This window comes from Gammaproteobacteria bacterium, assembly GCA_016712635.1.
GTDB lineage: Bacteria > Pseudomonadota > Gammaproteobacteria > SZUA-140 > SZUA-140 > JADJWH01.
This window is the reverse complement of record JADJQS010000001.1, coordinates 286394-305053: the sequence shown is the minus strand read 5'-3', so window position 1 is coordinate 305053 and position 18660 is coordinate 286394. Positions and strand designations below refer to the sequence as shown.

The window sequence follows — 18660 nt, the reverse complement described above, 5'->3', positions numbered from 1 at the left end:
CACGCCATGCCCCGGCCATGATTATGACGCCTGAAACATTCGCGGCCCTGCGTGCCCAGGGCTACACCCGCATACCGGTGATGCGCGAGGTCCTGGCCGACCTCGACACACCCCTCAGCACCTACCTCAAGCTCGCCGACCAGCCCTATACCTATCTCTTTGAGTCCGTCCAGGGCGGCGAAAAGTGGGGCCGCTATTCCATCATCGGTCTGCCCTGCCGCACCGTGGTGCGCGTCGGCGGGCACACCGTCACGATCGAGACCGACGGCCGCGAGACACACCGCGAGGAGGCGGTCGACCCGCTGGCCTGGATCGAGTCGTTCCGCGCCGCGTACCGGGTGCCGGAGATCGCCGGCCTGCCGCGCTTCAGCGGCGGCCTGGTCGGTTACTTTTCCTACGATACGGTGCGTTACATCGAACCCCGGCTGGCCGAGTGTCCGGGACGCGACACGCTGGGCACGCCGGACATCCTGCTCATGCTGAGCGAACGCGTCGTGGTGTTCGACAATCTGGCGGGCAAGCTCTACATCGTGCTGTACGCGGACCCGGGCGCCGTGACGTCGCTGACCGAGGCCGAGCGCGAGCTGGACCGGCTGGAGGCGCGGCTGCGCCAGGCGGTGACGCGCGACCTGACGCCATCCGCCACCTTCGCGGTCGGTGAAGAGGACTTCGTGTCGGAGTTCACCCGCGCCGGGTTCGAGGCGGGGTGGAGCGCGCAAGCGCTACATCGTCGACGGCGACCTGATGCAGGTGGTGCTGTCGCAGCGCCTGACGGTGCCGTTCCGCGCCGCCCCGCTCGACCTGTACCGCGGACTGCGCATCCTCAACCCCTCGCCCTACATGTATTACCTCAACCTGAAGGATTTCCACATCGTCGGCTCCTCGCCGGAGATCCTGGTGCGCCTGGAGGACGGCGAGGTGACCGTGCGCCCGATCGCCGGCACACGGCCGCGCGGCGCAAACGGGGACAAGGACCTGGCGCTGGAACGGGAACTGCTGGCCGATCCGAAGGAGCGCGCCGAGCATCTGATGCTGATCGACCTCGGCCGCAACGACGTCGGCCGCGTGGCACAGACCGGCAGCGTGCGCGTGACCGAGCGCATGGTGATCGAGCGCTACTCCCATGTGATGCACATCGTCTCCAATGTCGTGGGCGCGTTGCGCCCGGCCTGTCGGCGATCGACGTGCTGCGCGCGACGTTTCCGGCCGGCACGGTGTCGGGCGCGCCGAAGGTGCGCGCGATGGAGATCATCGACGAACTCGAGCCGCTCAAGCGCGGCATCTATGCGGGCGCCGTTGGCTACATCGGCTGGAACGGCAACATGGACACCGCGATCGCGATCCGCACCGCGGTGATCAAGGACGGTCGCCTGCACATCCAGGCCGGCGCCGGCATCGTCGCCGATTCCGTCCCCGCCCTCGAATGGGAGGAGACCATGAACAAGGGGCGCGCCATGTTCCGTGCGGTATCGCTGGTCGGGACCGGGCTGAAGTGAAACGGCCGCCGCGTTCCGCGGGTCCGGGGCACCCGGCGTGGTAATCTCCCGTCTCAGTGTCAGGTGAGGCGGACCAGCCCCCGGGCCGCGCCGCGGCGGGAATTATTGCGCCGTCCCCCGGTCCATATAGGATAAGATCAGGCGGAAACCCGGCGGAGCAGTGCCGACAGCGGCCGTGGCCCGCATCTTGTTGAAGGCAGTCCAGAATATGAATCAAATCCAGACCTTCAGGCGTGTGGCCGGGGGAATGCTGGCCCTGATCACCCTGTTGTCGGCGGCGGGTGCGCAGGCCCTGACCGTGGTCCAGCGCGCGTTTCCGGAGCTGGTCCAGCAGGCCGAGCTGATCGTGGTGGGGACCGTCGACGGCGCGCGCAGCGCCTGGTCAGCGGACGCAAGGACCATATCCACCACGGTGAACCTGGTCGATCTCGAGCTGATCAAGGGAGAGGTGCCGTCGGTGCCCTTTGAACTGATCCTGCCGGGCGGAATCGTGGGTGACACGGCACAGACCTATCCCGGGATGCCGCAGCTCGTCAAGGGCGGGCGCTACGTGCTGTTCGTGCGTGGCAACCGGAGCGAGCTGATACCCCTGGTCGGAGCCTATCAGGGTCTGTACCGGGTGCTGACTGATCCGGACGGCCAGCAGCGTGTCCTGCGCGCGGACCGGCGCGACAGCCTGGTCGTGCGCGCCCTCGTCCTGCCGTCACAGCCGACCCTGGAGGAATTCACCGCACGCATCCGGGAACAGATGCCCGCCACGGAGCTGTCCCCCGCGCCATGAGGAAAGCCGTCTTGCTCGGCTGCGCGCTGCTGTTGTCCGTCACGCCGGCGGCGGCGCAGGCATACGCCTTCTTCGGGCAGCCCGATGCCGGTGTCGGTAACCCGCAGCCACTGCAGACCGAGGGAAGCCCGATCGTCTGGCCAGCCGACGAGGTCGAGGTGGCGATGACGCTGAATTTCGAGGACACATACCGGGACAGCGCCATCGAGGCCATGCAGTCGGAATGGAACTCGGTCGGCACACCTCTGCAGTACCGCGCCGGGACGGCGGCGGCGCAGCCCTGCGACACCAGCGACGGCGTCAATGCCGCCGGCTGGAGGGCGACGAGCTGCGACGGCAGCAACTTCGGCGACACCCTGGCCGTCACGCTCATTACCCACACCCGGAGGAACGGCCGCTGGGAGATCAGCGACGCCGATATCATCGTGAACTCCGGGCGCCAGCCCTGGCTGGCGCACCGCGACGGGCCCCTGGTCAGCGGTCAGTATGATTTTCACCGCGTCTTCGTCCATGAACTCGGGCACGCGCTCGGCCTGGAGCATCCTGATGATGCGGACCAGGCAGTGACGGCGATCATGAATTCACGCATCAGCGACATCGACACTCTGCAGGACGATGACATCCGCGGACTGGAGTATCTGTATGAAGGCACCGACACAAGCACAGGCGCCTTGTCCCGGGACGACAGCGGCGGTGCCGACGGCGCCCTGGCCGCGCTGGCGCTGCTGGGATGGGGCGCGCGGCGGGCGTTTAACCGCCGCGGGCGGCGCGGTATGATGCGGGTTCGACGGGGCGGGAAGACCTAATCATGTTGCTGATGATCGAAAATAAACATCGCTATCCATAGAGGTCCATAGTCGTCTATTAAGGCAAGTCTTCCTTTGTTAAACAAGGTCTTATAGTCCAAAACTGTCTATCATTGTCCATTGTCATCCCCGATTAATGCGGGTATCGTTGCGGGTATCAAAGACCCGGTACCCGCAAAATGTCCCTGACCGACGCGAAAATCCGAAACACAAAGCCTGGAGAGAAGCCCATTAAGTTACCCGATGGGGGTGGGCTTGTGCTCGAGATCCGGCCGAATGGCTCCAGGCTGTGGAGATACCGATACCGTATCGGGGGTAAGGAAAACCTATTCGCTGTTGGTGCCTACTGCCAGGCGCCGCCTGGTGAGTCTGAGGCTGATGCGGCCTTGCGGCGGAGTTCGGGTCGTCTCACCCTCTCAGAGGCCCGCCAGGAGCGTGACCGCTGCCGTGGCTTGGTCAAGCAGGGCGTCCACCCTTCCCATACTCGGAAGGCCCACAGGGCTGCGCAAGCCGCTGCGGCCGCCAATACTATCGAGGCGGTAGCGCGCGAGTGGATTGAGAAGAAATCCGCGAGGTGGTCACCATCTTACCTGCGCCAGGTTATCAATGTGACCGAGGCTGATGTGTTTCCCTTTATTGGAAACCTGCCGATCAGGCAAGTCACTGCAGCGCATCTGCTAGAGATCATCAGTCGGGTGGAAGGCCGCGGCGCGGAGACCGTCGCCCTGATGATTCGTCAGTGGGTATCGGCCATATTCAGATATGCCGTCGCTACGCTCCGTGCAGACAATGACCCGGCAGCCGCTTTGAGAGGTTCAATTCATCGCCCAAAGGTCGAGCACCGCAAACCGCTCTCCCGGGCCGAGATCAGTAAATTCCTTACCCAGCTCGATTCGTCCGGGGGCTACAGCACCACGGTGATTGCGCTGCGTTTGGGGATTCTGACCTTCGTCAGACCGGTTGAGCTGCGTGCAGCGCGGTGGGCTGAAATCGATATTGAACATGCGGAATGGCGCATCCCGGCCGAAAGGATGAAGATGCGCGAGGAGCATATTGTGCCCCGGTCTAGGCACGCCATTGACCTGATTAAAGAGCTTCTCAAGCTTACCGGGTATCGCGAGTTCCTGTTCCCGAACTACCGGCGCCCGAAGGAGTGCATGTCGGCCACGACGCTTAACCGCGCCCTGGAGCGTATGGGCTTCAATGGCAAGGACAGCATTGGATTCTCTGCACACGGATTCCGCGCAACCGCCTCAACGATGTTGAATGAGATGGGCTACCGGCTCGATGTCATCGAGCGCCAGCTTGCGCACAAGGAACGGAACAAGACTCGAGCAAGCTATAACCGCGCAGAATACCTCGCGGAGAGGCGGGAAATGATGCAGCAGTGGGCCGATTACCTCGACCAGCTTAAGGCGGGCGCGGAGGTGATCCCGCTGCACAGCAAATCGGTATGATGAGTCGTCGTACCTACCCGACGGGACGAAAATCGGGAAATCCTTGCACGGCAGTGGCAATTTCTTCTTGTATAGGCGCGCGAAGGGTAGCGAAATGAGTAGTTGGCCTAAATATCATGTGGGAAGAAAGCCGAAGTATTCAAAGTGGGTTCCTGAGGAATTATCTGGCCTACATGAAGTAGAGGCCAAGAAACTCGCGAAGAGCAGCCTGGAAAAGAATGCTTATCTATCGTTGCTGGAAGCTTTGGCTGGTCAGGTAAAAACCCATCTCAGTGATGCAAAATTTATTTGGGAAACGCTGAAGAAGCATGGCTATGGTGACCCGCTTCAATTCTTTTATTTCGTGCATCTTGTTGGGTATGAGGTTCCTTCTTGGGAGAGACGCACAAGGAAGGAACAACTGCTGCACGCGAAAAAATAGGGGAGTCTGCGTTGCGCCTGAAAGAGCTGCTCCAGGATACCCCGTATGACGTCAGTGTATACCGCTATTTCAACGATACTTATTGCAAAGCAATTATTAAGTTGTTGGACCAATCTTTTATAGATCAATCTGATTTCGACAATAAAATGGGCAGAATCGATATCAAGGAATTTGCTGGGTCGATCCTTCCAGCACCTAGAATGAGTGAAATTTTGGATCTGTTGGCTGTATATGCAATGCAAGTGAATAACTCCCAGGAGTTTTATGGTGAAAAATTCTTTGAGCCATATCTAGTTGGTTGGCCGTTGCTTTCTAAGCCTGGAGAGGAAACTGCTGCTAGAGATTATTTCATTCTCTCAATCTCTAAGCACTTGGAAGGCGCTATCAGAAAACCTCTTCATGAAGTAGTTGCTGCTATTACGCGAATTGTGATTGATCGCTCCGTTACTGGGGAGACAGTTAGGGGTGCTGTGAATCGAAATAAACGACGAGCAGTAAAAACGAGGAAGATTTCTTTGAAATAGCTGAGCGGTTACATTTCTTCTGGGTTTCGTCAATACCGTACCCGTTTTCCACAGAAAACCCCTGATAGCCTTAGGGAGGCATTATCAGACATAAAGGGGTTTTCAAAATGCAATCACGTAATCTCCGCATATTGCGGGAGCCTGCTACCTGTAACAAGGTGGGGCGGGCTCGTTCAACTGTTCGGAAAGATATCCAAAAAGGTGTTTTTCCGCCGCCCATCTCGCTGGGTCCGCGGTGTTCCGGTTGGCCCGAACATGAGGTGGACGCGGTGCTCGAAGCTCGCATTGCTGGTAAGTCCGAGGAGGAGGTCCACGCGCTCGTGCGCCGGCTCATCGCTGCCAGGAAGACGGCAGCGTAGGGGGGCGCATGGACGAAAAGAAAAGCCCGCCCCGGCTGCCGACCGGGAAAGCGGGCTTGGGTAACGCATCGCGCAGCAATGTTATCGCCTTCCCGGCAAGCACGCAACCTGCTGTGAAATCTGTCGGGTGCCCCGGAGGCCTGGCGATAAATGGCGACGGCTGTGCTTCCAGTGTGCATATTGGAACGAGCTCGGTCAGGCGCTGAACGCATTCTCCCGGTTTTTGAGGGAGGGCAAATGAGTGTCCGCCTCATGACCGCGGTCTGGGACCACTTTCCCGGGAGTGGTACCCAACTCCTCACGATGCTGAAGCTTGCAGACTACGCCGATGACGCTGGCGAGAACGTTTTTCCCTCCGTTGCTACCATAGCCAAGTATGTGCGTTCGACCAAGCGCCAGGTGCAGCGGATCATGCACGGCTTGATTGCGGATAACTGGATCGAGGTTGTCGCACATGCGAATGGTGGCCGGGGCCGGGCACGCGAATATCGGCTTCGGATTGATCGGCTCAACGTACCGGAAAAGGATGACACTAACGTCACCCTTTCTCCCATAAAGGGTGACGCCCATGTCGCCCTATCGACCAAAAGGGTGACATCCAAGGTCAAAAAGGGTGACACCCATGTCACCCCATCCATCAAGAACCAAAAGATAAAACATATTCGTCGCCAGCCTGAAGGCGTGGCGACGAGTTCCATCCCCGAAATACACACATGTCCCGCTGAGCAGATCGTCGCACTCTACCATGAGATTCTGCCGGAACTCCCGAAGGTCAAAGTACTGACCGATAAGCGGCGTAAACATCTGCGGGCGCGGTGGTGTTCAGATTGCAGTACCAGAATCTCGACTGGTGGCGGAAATTCTTCCATGCGGTGCACGCCAGTGACTGGCTGATGGGCAGGACAGGTGGACCATGGGCGGCAGATTTTGAATGGCTGATCGAGCCTGATCACTTCGCGAGGGTAATTGAGGGGCGCTATGCCAACCGCCAGGGAGGAAACGGCCGATGACCGCTCTCCCGCATTCCCGTGAAGCCGAGCAGGCTGTACTGGGTGGGCTCCTGCTCGCTCCGGATCGCTGGCCGGACGTCGCGGAGATCATCCAGGAAGGCGACTTCTACATCGCGGCGCATCGGACGTTGTTCGCCGAGATCGCCCGCCGGGCGGCCAATGGGGAGGCTCCGGACGCGGTAACCCTGGCGGACTGCAAAACGGTCGACCGCGAGCTGGTTGTCGCGCTGGTCGCTGAAACGGCGAGCCCCGTGAACATCACTTGACCCTATGCCCGGGTAGTATCCGATCGCGCCCGGCGCCGTAACCTCCTGCGCATCGCCGGTGAGTTGCAGGAGCGCGCCGCCGGCCCAGAGGAGCTACAGGCGGTGTCAGAGTGGGCCGGACGGGAGATATTGGCGGTCGATGCTCCGCGCAGTGGTGGGCCGCGCGGTATGGATACGATTGCTCGGGAATGGGTGGCACGGCAGGCTGAGCGCGAAATCGGGATGACAGGACTGAAGACTGGTTTCGTCGACTTCGATGCCGCCACCCACGGCCTGCATCCCGGGGAACTCGTCTACCTGGCGGCCCGGCCCGGCATGGGCAAGACCTCGCTCGCCCTCGATATCGCGCGCCAAGTGGCCTCCCAAGGGCATTCGGTGCTGATCTTCTCGCTGGAGATGCCCGGAGTCGATCTGTTCGATCGATTGGTTGCCCAGCGCGGGCGGGTTGATCTGCAGGCGCTCAGGGGTGGCCAGCTATCTGAGGACGAGACTGAGCGCACGAGTGCCGCGGCGGCCGAGTTGGTGCGTCTGTCGCTCAAAATCGACGACACGCCTGCTTTGACGACCACAGCTATCCGGGCCAGAGCACGCCGGCACAAGCAGAAGCAGGGCCTCGATCTGCTCGTGATCGACTATCTCGGCCTGATTCGTGGACCCGGGGAGAATCGTACCCGAGAGATCGGGAATATCTCGCGCGACTTGAAAGCCCTGGCGAAGGAGCTGTCTGTCCCGGTCCTGTGTCTCGCGCAGCTGAACCGGAGCCTCGAGCAGCGGACTGACTCCCGGCCCAAGCTCTCCGATTTGCGTGACTCCGGGGATATTGAGCAGGACGCGGACCTGGTTGCTTTTATCTACCGGGATGAGGTTTACCGCGAGGGCAGCCATGACAAGGGTTTGGCTGAGCTGAGCATCGCGAAACAACGGCAGGGACCGTGCAAAACAATTCTTCTGACCTTCCAGGCCGAGAGCACGGGTTTCAGCAACGCCGATCATGGATCTCAGCGCGGTTGGATGGCACGTAAGAATCAGGGGAACGCTCGAGGTATTTATGACGAACTCTGAAGGCCAGCGCATTGAGGATGTGAAGCACGGGCACCTCTCATGGGGTTTGGACCGTACAACGATAAAACCCTCATGTAATCACTTGGCCAATGTCACGAGATGTCACGCTTCAGAAACCATGCCCATGTAGAGAGATGTGGGGGTTTCCAGACAGGTACGCGCATGCGCGCGCGCGCGTGTTATGGGGTCTGGGATATTGGGGGAAAAACACGAGTATTTGTATAGCAAAGATCAGTGGGTATCTCAGGATTTTGCCACAAGTATCGCGCGCCCGCATCATGGGGTTTGGGATGTTCACGCTCAATGTTTTCCTAATGAATGTCCGGAGATGTCTGGGTATTTGAGGGGTGGGTGGATGGCTTCGGCGACAGGCGCACGCGCATGTGCGCGTCATGAGGTTAGGACATGTGGAGCTAGAAGGAGAGGAGAAATAGTGGGTATGGAGCGAATCAGATTATCAGTAGTTGGACTGTATGCGCGCGCGTGTCATGGGGTTTGCCGTGGATAGGAAAAAGAGGCCAGTCCCATATCCGGCATGGAGCGAACAACGGAAGGAAAGAATCAAGTACTTGGTGAACGTCGAGGGGAAAAGCATCCAGGCTGCACTGGCCAGCATCGTGACAGCGAACGCCCGAGCCAGGCAGATCCCTGTGAAAGGCGAACGCTGTGAGGCGAAAACCCGGAAGGGGACGCCCTGCCAGTGTAAGGCTCTTCAGAACGGCCGCTGCATGCTCCACGGCGGTCTCAGCACTGGTCCGAAAACACCTGAAGGTAAGGCCAAGGTTGCGGGAAATCTCAGACGGGTTCGTAACACAGCCGAATGACCGGCGGCGAGGGTTGGTTCTTCCGGAAAATGGGTGACGCCCGTTTGGGTCGAGCGCGGTCGAACTCGATCCGAAAGCCTGCGGCAGACTGGAAGCTCCGTTCCGTCGCTAGGCCGTCACATACCGCAGCCTGGCCGTCGATTCCACAGGGCACAAGCGGGCAGATATATTTTCGTCAACAATGACGAAAAAGTTCCACCGAAAATTGCCGTCAAGAAAATGCGCAGATTTTTCAATACGGAAGACGATCCGCAACGGAGCGAGAATCAAAGACGGCTTTTGGGATGACACGCCAGCCATTCTTGGTTTTGATCTCGATGAATTGATCTCGGATCGAATCGCTAGGGGGTGCGGGCTTTACGGCGTTAAGATCTACACCGTAGAAACGGAGGAAGCCCTTCCTGCCGAGGTTCTCAATTGGGCGGAGAATGAGCGTACGTGCGGTGAGAAAAAAGCGTTTTAGCATGTTGAAATGATACTGTGTCATGTACCGGATGACCAGCGGTTCTGGCCTCAGCCTAGAAGCGACTTTTCGGTGGGGCATCGGATTTAGATAGGCTGGATCATAAAGTGGTGTGATGCTGATTTGTTGTTCAAAGTTGTCAGGATTCAGTCAATGGAAAATTCCAAGCCGAACGACGCGTTGCTCAAAGAGCTCAGGGCCTATACGAAACTCACTGCGCGCGGGGAAGATGTCACTCTAAGCCAGGAGGCCATGGAGCTGCGCAAGCGCATGTTGGCGGCGTATTATGATCGTTGGGAAGGGGAGAGCATCGTGGATTGGTTGAAGCGACAGCCACCGGGTAGTAAGGTCACCATCACAAAGTGTTCTATCTCCGAGAAGGAGTAGTGGGTTCGTACATTATCGAGCCGGCAGAGGGTATCTGCGCTATCATGATTGCATGAGCGAGAAGCCTGTAACGTACAAGTTGGGCAACGTAGTACATCTCTTTGTCAGACGCCCTCTGTGGATGGGGGCAGAAATATTGCCCTATTCCAATGCGTCACCCTTCCTGGGAAAGTATCTGCTGAAGGAGGTCAACTCTCCGGAAAAATCCTCGGATAGTCCCAAGAAATCCGAGTTGACATGATACGGTACGGTCAAGCAGAGAATATCTATTTTAATTGTCCTGCGAAGAATACAGATACGTTGGCTGCTTGGTGGATCGTCAGACGGATCAACCTCGCCTGCGAGATCGCTATCGCCGTGCATGATAATTGGGATTCCATCCCGACGTACAGTAAGGCGAGGGCGTAGGCCGAGGATACGCAGGACAACGATCGCGGCATCTTTGATCTGTTGAGTTATACGGTTCAACGTGTTGTTAACCCGCTGGTGGGCCAAGGAACCGCGGCTTCGGAAATTCACCATTCTCTACCCCGACATCAAACAGCTGAAGGAACCCGCTCATCAAACGGGCAGGCGACGTCAAATGCATTGTCATCATATGTAACGCAGAATAATCGGTAAGCACACACGGTAATTCGCATTCAATTGAGATGTTTAATACCGGTGTGCTACAAGCGCGATAATCATCATCTAACAATTCCCGAACCACAACTAAACCGCAGGTTAGGCGACCGTGTATGTTCAGTGAATGTTCGCTATCTGAAGTGCCGACCTTGAGCGCATTTGGCCCCAGCCCTTTTGCGAACGATAGCGCACCTCGCAGCTGTTGTGATGCCTTTCCGATGTGAGCACGAATCACAGATCTCTTCCTTTCTATGCTCCTGCGTAGAGAGGCTTCGGTGTTTGGGCTGTCTTTGCCCTGAACCACTAACATGATTTCGTCAGTTAAACACAAGATATCGGCGTATTCCTTTCCACTATCTAAACGAATCGGGTTTAGATAAATGGAACTTGCTGGAAAAGATCGTTTCAGAAGCCCAACGATATCGCGTTCCTGGAACCCGCCCGGTTCCCGCCTTTCTAGACTCGTGTACGCTGGACTTCCTTCTGCCCCATGAAAGTCATACGCATTGGGGTTGGCGTCTATAAATACCAGATCATCTGGATAGAGCCTATCCTCAAACCGCAGCACGAATGCTGCATCGTCGTCTGATGTTGACCGCATTCCGAACCAAGCCCTCATTGCCTCAAGATCATTACCCACTTGATCAAGAACCAGATCGTTGAAATCTTGTTGCTCGAGTTTTGCGCGGACTTTCGCGGAATCGTTCACTCGAACTCGCACCCCCATCATTTCTCTATGATTTTCATCAAAGAAAAACACCTCGAAGGCGTCTTGGTTTAGCACCCTGCCAATATCGATTTGGAGCTGATTACCTGAGTACATCGGAGTGAACAAGACCAGAGGCTCATCGTGATCATCATAGAAGGCGGTGATTATCCCCAGTGAATGCGATCTCCTAGAGCCATCAGGCACCAGATAGAGGCTCATTTCTTGATTTATACGGGCGGTAAGAATCGCTTCCTTTGGGGCTTTCACAATCAAAGCGTACTTCTCTGTTTCCCTAAAAAAGACCGGAAGCAAGCCGTAGCCTAGATCGGCCACAGACTTCCGGATTGATGGGTGCTCGATAGTGATCATGGCGGGCTAACGTTCAGGCTCAGCGGCGCAGGCCACAGAACCTAGAGAGAAACGGCGCGCCTCCACCGCGTTCGCCCTGGAGCCGGTTGTTAGGGCTGCCTTTCACGAAACTTGGCCTCTATGTTGCCCACCCACTTCCTGACTATCTTTTTACGCAAGAATGTGCAGTACGCGAACAGAAATAGAACGAGGCCAGCGTAGCTGGCAATGACCGCTACGGCACATTCGACGCGGGTGTAGCCGAGCGTCTGATAAACGAAGCCAACGAACAATAATGTGGTGCCAAAGATCCCATCACTCTTGTTCTCGACGACGGTGACGTAAGCTTTGAGTCCCACGTTGTTCCCGATTCCTCGATCATCGACTCTGTGGTCTTTAGGAAGAACGCGAATCCAAGCAGGACTATGCCGACAACATCGAATAGCAGGCCGCATGGCGTGAAATGGAGGAATGTCGTTGTCATCGGGCAGCCCTAACGAATAGCCTCACTCGCGCCGCTTTTTTGCGTCGAGTGGAGGCGCTTGTTATGTTCTATACCCTAACAATACCTGTTCCCGGTGTTCTTAGCTCTGATAACCATTTAGTAAGCATTTCATGATTAACTTCTTCAATAGGATAGCCTCTTGCTAAAATAGTATTACGTGACCCGGGTGATAATTCTGAAGATGTTACAATAAGCCCGTATTGTGCATCCTCAAACAAAACATCAGCAAAAAGTCCTTTAACAATTACTTTTTGAACTTTTTCTTTTTGTCTTTTGCATTGAATTATTGCGCTAGGACTATCTGTTGGTGATTTTTCGGGGTGCCAAATGCGGACATCAACACCTTCATCGTTTCTTCCAGGACCTAGCTCAACTGAATACCCTTGCCTTTGAAAATACTCATCGGTTAATTCCTCAAACTTTCTCCACTGCATTGTTCCTAGGTGATGAGGGTTATTCGAGAGGTAATCAATAAATCTCTGATCAATAAACCTTCCATACTCAGGTGAGTCGTCACTACCTTTAAATAAAGCCTCAAGCTGCTTAATTTCTTTCCAGTCTACTCGCCTTATAATGGAATGCGGATTTATCTCAGAGCCCCTACTAATAGCCATAATTCTTTCATAGGCTATATCAAGACCTAGTCGCCCATACCTTGAGTGTGCCTCATGTATGAACGGTGTCGGATCAATTGACCTGCCCCCAGATTTTTCCGTTTCCTTCATTAAAATAGGCCACATTTGAACAAATAGTTCAGTTACTCCGCTAACTACATCTCGATGGTCTTTATATTTGTGCCATATATATGCGCCGGTGTAATCACCAGTAAATTGTTCTTCAGTGTGGCCAATACGATGCAGCAGCTTAAAAAATAGTTCTTCATATTCTTCTGATCTTATTCTTACCATGTACTCTTCAGAATCTACTATCAGGTCAGCGTATTTAGTATCAGCAAGAAAATCACACATTGCTTCGATGGAAAGTGCTATGCCTGATTTATAACCAACCTGTTCAGAGATACCATCAGATAAGGTTCCCGGATCAAAAATCATGCCTCCCATATTTATTTGCCATCCATTAAGAAACATAACGACACACATGGACGGCGCGCGGTACGCGCGTCCGAGTGCGCGAAGAGCACGATTCGATGTGCTGGTTAGAGGGCGCCGCTCTTGAGAATCTTCTCACAGTCTTTCTCCACTTTGGTGCGGTATAGCGTTCGCCGTAGGCGGTGTAACGAGGGCCAGTTGCTGAGGACGAGTATGTTGAGTAGACGCTCAGCACAACGTGCGTAACCCGCTGCACGGCGGAATCCTGTGCCCACAAGATCCAGATCTCTTCGCACATCTTCCTCGGGACGCGGAAATCGATCATTGACGTTGTAGTGTTGAATATCAGCTTCAAGGCGCTCGAGCTTATACTCCACATCTCGATATACGACCTTGAACAATTCGAGATAGGCGGAAAGCTTGACGTCAACAAGCATCAGTCGGGCGATGTAACCGTCAAACAATGGAGACAAGCGTGGACGTAAAGAGGTCAATCTCTGGGCAGTCCAGATCGCGAGATGTTCGTCTGCGATGCCCTCGTGGTCAGCTATCTCATTCAAGACTCGTTCGGCGCCCACAACTGTCGTCAAATCACTGGTTATGACCATCGCTGCGGCGAGATTCTCGCGACGGCGGTCGATGTGTGAAACGAGGAATGCCACGGCGAACGCGGCAGCCGCAGTGATCACCGCTCCCAGGAGAGTCTGCCACTGGTTAAGGAACGTAACGACCTCGTTCATCGGTCGCGCCCGCTAACGACCATGGCAAGCGGCGGCGAAGCCGTCCCGCTTGGCCGCCTTGTTATAAGCCTTTTTCATGGCAGTTCTCCTAGGTACGGAAAAGCGCACCAAGAGAGGAGTAAAAATAACAATAGATTTGCAGAATACTGCAATACTTTTGATTTCCTGCTCATTCCTAGATATGCCAATACAACAAGTGCAATAAAGTCGACAATATTCTCAGCGGCCACAACTTGAGTATGCATTTTACCTTGATACTTGACACCGTATTCCCAGAAACCCCAAAAATATATAATGCTCAAAACCGAAAACAGAGATGCAATGATTAGTACGAGTACGCCGAGATTTTCTCTTTTACTAAGCAGCTTGAACTCTATCAAGTAGACCAGAGGCAACACGACGACGAAGCCGTAAGAGAGAATCCAAGCAAGCATTACCAAATAAAATGGCATCGGCACCAAGGGATTCATGACGCCAACTGAAAACAGAAGTGACGATACAGTCGCAATTGCAGCTGCACCTACAAACATCCATTTTGTGTCTACCACTTCCAAGCTATGTCCTAAGGCTTATAACTGTTAATCAAGAGATCCATTGGTCCGGACATTTATTAATATAGAGACGGCCGTGATAATGCGATATTTGGTTGTTGCATATAACTTCCTACAGAATCCTGTCCGATTATTGCGGTAACTAATCAGAGACGGAGATGCTGTGTATATTGCATCCTCCTATGTTCGGCACGTGTCCACATACCGCAGATGTAAGTGTATGCTGGGTATATGTGCGGCCGCTACACACTCACCCCCTCGCTCGATGTAATACTTGAGCACTACGCGCTTGAGGACAAAATCGAGTCCTACAGACCCAGGTACAACATCGCCCCCTCACAGGATGTCCCTGTAGTACGACTTTCGCTTGAGCCGCCGCGCCGAATCCTGACGCCCATGCATTGGGGCCTGATCCCGCACTGGGCCAAGGACAAGAAGATCGGCTACCACATGATCAACGCCGTCGGCGAAACCCTCGCCGAGAAGCCATCCTTCCGTACCCCGTTCAAGAAGCACCGCTGCCTGATTCCCGCTTCCGGCTACTACGAATGGATGCCCACCGGAGCGAAAACCAAGCAACCGTATTACATCCAAATTCCTGATAGTGAAGTGTTCTCTTTCGCCGGATTATGGGAGTACTGGGAGGGATGAAGTCATTGTGTCCTGCACGATCATTACGACAGAAGCGAATGACGCGACGAGGCAGATCCATGGTCGGATGCCAGTGATCGTTGATCCTGACGATTACTCTCTCTGGCTGAATCCGGAGACACCCCAGGAGGCTCTGCAAGAGTTGCTCGTGCCCTACACCCGGCAACCCATGATCGCCTACCCGGTCAGCACCCGGGTCAACAGCCCGAAGAACACCGACCCCGACCTCATCCTCCCTCTACACTGACCCAACTGCCTGAAATTCAAGGCAGTGTTTTGATCACTTGTAAGTTCTCTTAAAGTTCTCTAGTCTGGCAGGATATCCGGAGGCCAGACATGCTTACACTCGCGCAACAAAAAACCCTCGATTACCTCCGCCAGTACTGGCGGAAACACGGCCACAGCCCCAGTCTTACTGAGATCGCGGCCGGGATCGGGATCACCTCCAAGGGTGTCATCCACCGCTACGTGCAGGCCCTGATCGAGGCCGGCTATGTGGTCCAGACCCCGGGCCGCAAGCGGGGGCTGAGGTTGGTCGAGATTCCGGAGACTCCGGGAATCGGTCTGCCGCTCCTCGGCCGTATCGCTGCCGGTCAGCCCATCGAGGCCATCCGGGGCGAGGAGACCTTCGATCTGTCCACCTTCGTGGTGGGAAGCAACCGCTATGCACTCCGGGTGAAGGGGGACTCCATGATCGAGGCCGGTATCCTGAACGGCGATACCGTCGTTATCGAGGCCCGGGACGCTGCCCGGGACGGGGAGATGGTCGTCGCCCTGATCGATGAGTCCGAAACGACCCTGAAGCGCCTCAAGCGACGGAAAGACGGCAGTATCCAGCTCACCCCGGCCAATGCCTCAATCGCCCCGATGATCTACTCCGCCGAGCGGGTCCACATCCAGGGGGTCGTGGTCGGCGTGTTCCGCTCCTATCGGTGAACAATGGAAGACCACTGCCCAGTCCTCTGGCCACGTGCCGTCATCCACGTGGACATGAGCGCCTTCTTCGCGTCCGTCGAGCAGCGGGACTCCCGCAGCTCCGGGGGAAACCCGTGGCGGTGACCAATGGCTTAACCGGAACGTGCATCATCACCTCAAGTTACGAGGCCCGGGCCTTTGGAATCAAAACGGGGATGCGGGTGAAGGAGGGGCTGAAGATGTGTCCAAAACTGATCCAGCGCCCAGCCCGCCCCGAGGTCTATGCCCGAATCTCCACCGGCATCATGAAGTCTCTGGAGGCCGTGACCCCTGATCTTGAGGTGTTCTCCTGTGACGAAGCCTTCCTCGAGGTCACCCGCTGCCAGAAGCTGCATGGAACCCCTGTCCGAATGGGGAAGATGGTCAAGCAGATCGTGTTCAACGCTTCGGGCCTGCTGTGCTCGGTCGGGATCGCCGGGGACAAGACGACCGCCAAATTTGCCGCGAAGCTGCAGAAGCCAAACGGATTAACCGTGATCCCGCCCTGGGAGGCGGCCGAGAGGCTGAAAGATGTCCCGGTCACCCAGCTCTGCGGAATTGCCACCGGCATCGGTAATTTCCTCGCCCAATACGGCGTCCAGGTGTGCGGGGACATGCACAAACTCCCGATCAGCATCCTGGGCCAGCGCTTCGGGAACCTCGGCCGGAGGATCTGGCTGATGTGCCAGGGGCAGACCCCGACAAGATCCACACCGATGTCCCGGCGCCGAAGTCGATGGGGCACGGCAAGGTACTGCCGCCGAACACCAAGGACCGAGACACCCTCGTCACCTATCTCACCCACATGAGCGAGAAGGTCGGGCAGCGACTGCGCAAGAATAAAATGGAAGGCCAGGAGTTTTTGATCGGACTGCGCAAGATCGACGGCTGGATCGGAGACCGTTTCCGCACCAAGTCTCCGACCAGCGACAGCCGGTCGATCTTTCAGCTCTGCCAATTCGTCTTAACCAATATGTGGAAGGGCGAAGGCATCTTCCAGGTGCAGATCACCGTGCTAGATCCGAAGCCGAGGGGACAACAAGTTGATATGTTTGAAGGCCAGGGCGAGGTGCGGATCCAGCTCAACGAGGTGATGGATCGGGTCAACGAGAAGTATGGCGAGTTTACGCTGGCACCCGGTTATATGATCAACCGGTCAGATATGCCAAACGTTATTGCGCCAGCGTGGAAACCCTATGGCCATCGTCAGACGATCTAGTAATTGATTGTTAGCAAATAGGTTGATATATCTGATGGCAACTAGAAAAAAACAGAAAAGAAGATTCATGCTTTTCTCGCCATCAAAATCAGTAAGTATGATGTTGCCATCGATGCATCGATCAATTATGAAGTTCGAGATCCTCACCATTATCGTGATGATGCAAGGGTATACAAATTCGAGCCACGACTAGAAATTGAAGGTGTATGCACGTATCCGGAAGGCAGGGTGAGAGAAAATTATCAAGTGTAATGCTACCAAATGAAAGATGTGAGGTGAGATGTAAGTGTATCGTTACTAACGAAGTAAGCGGATTAATGAGTATAAATCTAAATAATTGACCGTCTAGTTATAGGTAGATATAGTTCTAATAAGGAATAGGCATATTTGGATACCCTATCTTGCTTCAATACTGCCGGTTGCTATTCGGCATTTCTCTTAATAACAAGCCCTTTCTGATTGATTAACCTGAGCAGGTTTGCCCGATGCAATGGCGAGATGTCCTCAAAAAGCATCTAGAATGAAGTTCGTAACAAGAAGATTAAACAAGGGTTTATAGAAGCCATCACCGTTGCCAATTGATTATTGAGATCAATGAAGCTTGTTTTAGATACGAATGCGTTTGTACAGAGGAAGTTCCGTCTAGACGGACCACATATATCGATATTAAAGGAAGCGATATCTAAAGGGTTTGTTGAACTTGTTGTTCCTGAAATTATAGTTGAGGAAACGATAAACAAGTATCGAGAAAATCTAATAGAATCTCTGAAAGAAGTAAATAAAAAAATAGATGCTCTAAATTCTATATTAGCTGGTAGTCAACAAATACAAATACCGTCGATCAATATTGAAAATGAAGTCCAAACTTTTATTACATCATTTGACCGCCTACTTCATGAATTAAGAGCAGCCCGCCCTAGCTATAAAGAAATTCCACAGGAAGATATCGTCAGGCGTGATCTTAAGAGGCGTCGCCCATTTCAAGAGAGTGGGAAAGGATATCGTGACGCGTTGTTATGGGAAACTTTATTGCGCAATACCCTAATAAATGGCGAGCTGTGCATTCTTGTGACGAATAATACTAAAGATTTTTGTAGTCAAGACTCTGATCTTCACCCACATTTAGTTGATGACCTCACGGAACGAAATTTATCGAAAGCAGACGTTAACATCACTCGAACTCTTTCGGAGTTTATAGATCAAAAAATCAAACCTTGCTTGCCCACAAATAAAGATATCATCAGCGCGATTCAGAATGACACGTATAGGAAATTCAAGTTCTCGGAGTTTTATGGGGAGAATCGGGAGAAAATTAGTAGTCTATTAAATGTCCAGTTAGATCGCCTTAATCAACTAAATCTGCCGGCGGAGCTGGAAAGTCCGACAGTGTTAGCTATTTAGAAGATTTTGAAAGCTCCGATATCACTGATGCGTATGAGCTAGATGATAATAGG

General features: G+C 54.7%; 18 protein-coding genes and 3 pseudogenes. 16 read left to right on the top strand and 5 right to left on the bottom strand.

Features of this window, described 5'->3' with window-relative positions; genetic code table 11:
- Positions 1 to 23 precede the first annotated feature (23 nt).
- From IPK65_01275 to IPK65_01220, 12 genes and pseudogenes are all read left to right on the top strand, one after another.
- A pseudogene (locus tag IPK65_01275) lies at positions 24 to 1496 on the top strand (anthranilate synthase component I).
- A gap of 208 nt (positions 1497 to 1704) precedes the next feature.
- Positions 1705 to 2277: a hypothetical protein gene (locus tag IPK65_01270; GenBank protein MBK8161813.1), complete on the top strand. Its 573-nt coding sequence runs from the start codon at positions 1705 to 1707 to the stop codon at positions 2275 to 2277.
- Positions 2274 to 3083 carry a matrixin family metalloprotease gene (locus IPK65_01265; protein ID MBK8161812.1) on the top strand — a complete coding sequence of 270 codons (810 nt, stop codon included), beginning with the start codon at positions 2274 to 2276 and terminating at the stop codon, positions 3081 to 3083. Before IPK65_01270 ends, IPK65_01265 begins: the two co-directional genes overlap by 4 nt.
- A gap of 179 nt (positions 3084 to 3262) precedes the next feature.
- Positions 3263 to 4540: a tyrosine-type recombinase/integrase gene (locus IPK65_01260; GenBank protein ID MBK8161811.1), complete on the top strand. Its 1278-nt coding sequence runs from the start codon at positions 3263 to 3265 to the stop codon at positions 4538 to 4540.
- 94 nt (positions 4541 to 4634) lie between these two features.
- Positions 4635 to 4961, top strand: coding sequence for a hypothetical protein (locus IPK65_01255; protein MBK8161810.1), 327 nt, complete (start codon positions 4635 to 4637; stop codon positions 4959 to 4961).
- On the top strand, positions 4913 to 5485 hold the full coding sequence (locus IPK65_01250) for a hypothetical protein (protein ID MBK8161809.1): 573 nt from the start codon (positions 4913 to 4915) through the stop codon (positions 5483 to 5485). Before IPK65_01255 ends, IPK65_01250 begins: the two co-directional genes overlap by 49 nt.
- A gap of 107 nt (positions 5486 to 5592) precedes the next feature.
- Positions 5593 to 5844 carry an AlpA family phage regulatory protein gene (locus IPK65_01245; GenBank protein ID MBK8161808.1) on the top strand — a complete coding sequence of 84 codons (252 nt, stop codon included), beginning with the start codon at positions 5593 to 5595 and terminating at the stop codon, positions 5842 to 5844.
- A 252-nt stretch (positions 5845 to 6096) separates the two neighbouring features.
- The gene (locus IPK65_01240; protein ID MBK8161807.1) at positions 6097 to 6738 is read left to right on the top strand and encodes a helix-turn-helix domain-containing protein; all 642 of its coding nucleotides are present in this window, start codon (positions 6097 to 6099) and stop codon (positions 6736 to 6738) included.
- A gap of 112 nt (positions 6739 to 6850) precedes the next feature.
- Complete coding sequence (locus IPK65_01235) at positions 6851 to 7120, top strand: hypothetical protein (GenBank protein ID MBK8161806.1); 270 nt, start codon at positions 6851 to 6853, stop codon at positions 7118 to 7120.
- A gap of 102 nt (positions 7121 to 7222) precedes the next feature.
- Positions 7223 to 8182 carry a replicative DNA helicase gene (locus tag IPK65_01230; GenBank protein MBK8161805.1) on the top strand — a complete coding sequence of 320 codons (960 nt, stop codon included), beginning with the start codon at positions 7223 to 7225 and terminating at the stop codon, positions 8180 to 8182.
- A gap of 1005 nt (positions 8183 to 9187) precedes the next feature.
- Positions 9188 to 9469 carry a hypothetical protein gene (locus IPK65_01225; GenBank protein MBK8161804.1) on the top strand — a complete coding sequence of 94 codons (282 nt, stop codon included), beginning with the start codon at positions 9188 to 9190 and terminating at the stop codon, positions 9467 to 9469.
- A 153-nt stretch (positions 9470 to 9622) separates the two neighbouring features.
- Positions 9623 to 9856, top strand: coding sequence for a hypothetical protein (locus IPK65_01220; GenBank protein MBK8161803.1), 234 nt, complete (start codon positions 9623 to 9625; stop codon positions 9854 to 9856).
- 475 nt (positions 9857 to 10331) lie between these two features.
- On the opposite strand, the gene IPK65_01215 is transcribed toward IPK65_01220, so the two are convergent.
- From IPK65_01215 to IPK65_01195, 5 genes are all read right to left on the bottom strand, one after another.
- The gene (locus tag IPK65_01215; GenBank protein MBK8161802.1) at positions 10332 to 11558 is read right to left on the bottom strand and encodes a hypothetical protein; all 1227 of its coding nucleotides are present in this window, start codon (positions 11556 to 11558) and stop codon (positions 10332 to 10334) included.
- A gap of 89 nt (positions 11559 to 11647) precedes the next feature.
- Positions 11648 to 11896, bottom strand: a complete 249-nt coding sequence (locus tag IPK65_01210) for a hypothetical protein (protein ID MBK8161801.1) — start codon at positions 11894 to 11896, stop codon at positions 11648 to 11650.
- A gap of 193 nt (positions 11897 to 12089) precedes the next feature.
- Positions 12090 to 13103, bottom strand: coding sequence for a restriction endonuclease (locus IPK65_01205; GenBank protein MBK8161800.1), 1014 nt, complete (start codon positions 13101 to 13103; stop codon positions 12090 to 12092).
- A 95-nt stretch (positions 13104 to 13198) separates the two neighbouring features.
- Positions 13199 to 13831 carry a hypothetical protein gene (locus IPK65_01200; protein ID MBK8161799.1) on the bottom strand — a complete coding sequence of 211 codons (633 nt, stop codon included), beginning with the start codon at positions 13829 to 13831 and terminating at the stop codon, positions 13199 to 13201.
- A gap of 74 nt (positions 13832 to 13905) precedes the next feature.
- Positions 13906 to 14385: a hypothetical protein gene (locus IPK65_01195; protein ID MBK8161798.1), complete on the bottom strand. Its 480-nt coding sequence runs from the start codon at positions 14383 to 14385 to the stop codon at positions 13906 to 13908.
- Positions 14386 to 14613: 228 nt separating this feature from the next.
- Here IPK65_01195 and IPK65_01190 point away from each other — a divergent pair.
- The 4 genes and pseudogenes from IPK65_01190 to IPK65_01175 all read left to right on the top strand — a co-directional run bounded on the left by IPK65_01190 (position 14614) and on the right by IPK65_01175 (position 18607).
- Positions 14614 to 15280 (top strand): annotated as a pseudogene (locus IPK65_01190) (SOS response-associated peptidase).
- A gap of 89 nt (positions 15281 to 15369) precedes the next feature.
- Positions 15370 to 15969 (top strand): transcriptional repressor LexA, encoded by a 600-nt coding sequence (gene lexA, locus IPK65_01185; protein MBK8161797.1) that lies wholly within the window; start codon positions 15370 to 15372, stop codon positions 15967 to 15969.
- Between the two features lie 3 nt (positions 15970 to 15972).
- Positions 15973 to 17206, top strand: a pseudogene (locus IPK65_01180) (DNA polymerase IV).
- Between the two features lie 594 nt (positions 17207 to 17800).
- Positions 17801 to 18607, top strand: a complete 807-nt coding sequence (locus IPK65_01175; GenBank protein MBK8161796.1) for a DUF4935 domain-containing protein — start codon at positions 17801 to 17803, stop codon at positions 18605 to 18607.
- Positions 18608 to 18660 lie beyond the last annotated feature (53 nt).

Excerpts from the sequence above, each read along its gene's own strand:
- IPK65_01255 (MBK8161810.1), top strand. The coding sequence starts at position 4,635 with ATGAGTAGTTGGCCTAAATATCATGTGGGAAGAAAGCCGAAGTATTCA.
- IPK65_01205 (MBK8161800.1), bottom strand. The coding sequence starts at position 13,103 with ATGGGAGGCATGATTTTTGATCCGGGAACCTTATCTGATGGTATCTCT.
- IPK65_01240 (MBK8161807.1), top strand. The coding sequence starts at position 6,097 with ATGACCGCGGTCTGGGACCACTTTCCCGGGAGTGGTACCCAACTCCTC.
- IPK65_01225 (MBK8161804.1), top strand. The coding sequence starts at position 9,188 with ATGACGAAAAAGTTCCACCGAAAATTGCCGTCAAGAAAATGCGCAGAT.
- IPK65_01200 (MBK8161799.1), bottom strand. The coding sequence starts at position 13,831 with ATGAACGAGGTCGTTACGTTCCTTAACCAGTGGCAGACTCTCCTGGGA.
- IPK65_01260 (MBK8161811.1), top strand. The coding sequence starts at position 3,263 with ATGTCCCTGACCGACGCGAAAATCCGAAACACAAAGCCTGGAGAGAAG.
- IPK65_01175 (MBK8161796.1), top strand. The coding sequence starts at position 17,801 with ATGAAGCTTGTTTTAGATACGAATGCGTTTGTACAGAGGAAGTTCCGT.
- IPK65_01235 (MBK8161806.1), top strand. The coding sequence starts at position 6,851 with ATGACCGCTCTCCCGCATTCCCGTGAAGCCGAGCAGGCTGTACTGGGT.
- IPK65_01220 (MBK8161803.1), top strand. The coding sequence starts at position 9,623 with ATGGAAAATTCCAAGCCGAACGACGCGTTGCTCAAAGAGCTCAGGGCC.
- IPK65_01245 (MBK8161808.1), top strand. The coding sequence starts at position 5,593 with ATGCAATCACGTAATCTCCGCATATTGCGGGAGCCTGCTACCTGTAAC.
- IPK65_01215 (MBK8161802.1), bottom strand. The coding sequence starts at position 11,558 with ATGATCACTATCGAGCACCCATCAATCCGGAAGTCTGTGGCCGATCTA.
- IPK65_01270 (MBK8161813.1), top strand. The coding sequence starts at position 1,705 with ATGAATCAAATCCAGACCTTCAGGCGTGTGGCCGGGGGAATGCTGGCC.
- lexA (MBK8161797.1), top strand. The coding sequence starts at position 15,370 with ATGCTTACACTCGCGCAACAAAAAACCCTCGATTACCTCCGCCAGTAC.
- IPK65_01265 (MBK8161812.1), top strand. The coding sequence starts at position 2,274 with ATGAGGAAAGCCGTCTTGCTCGGCTGCGCGCTGCTGTTGTCCGTCACG.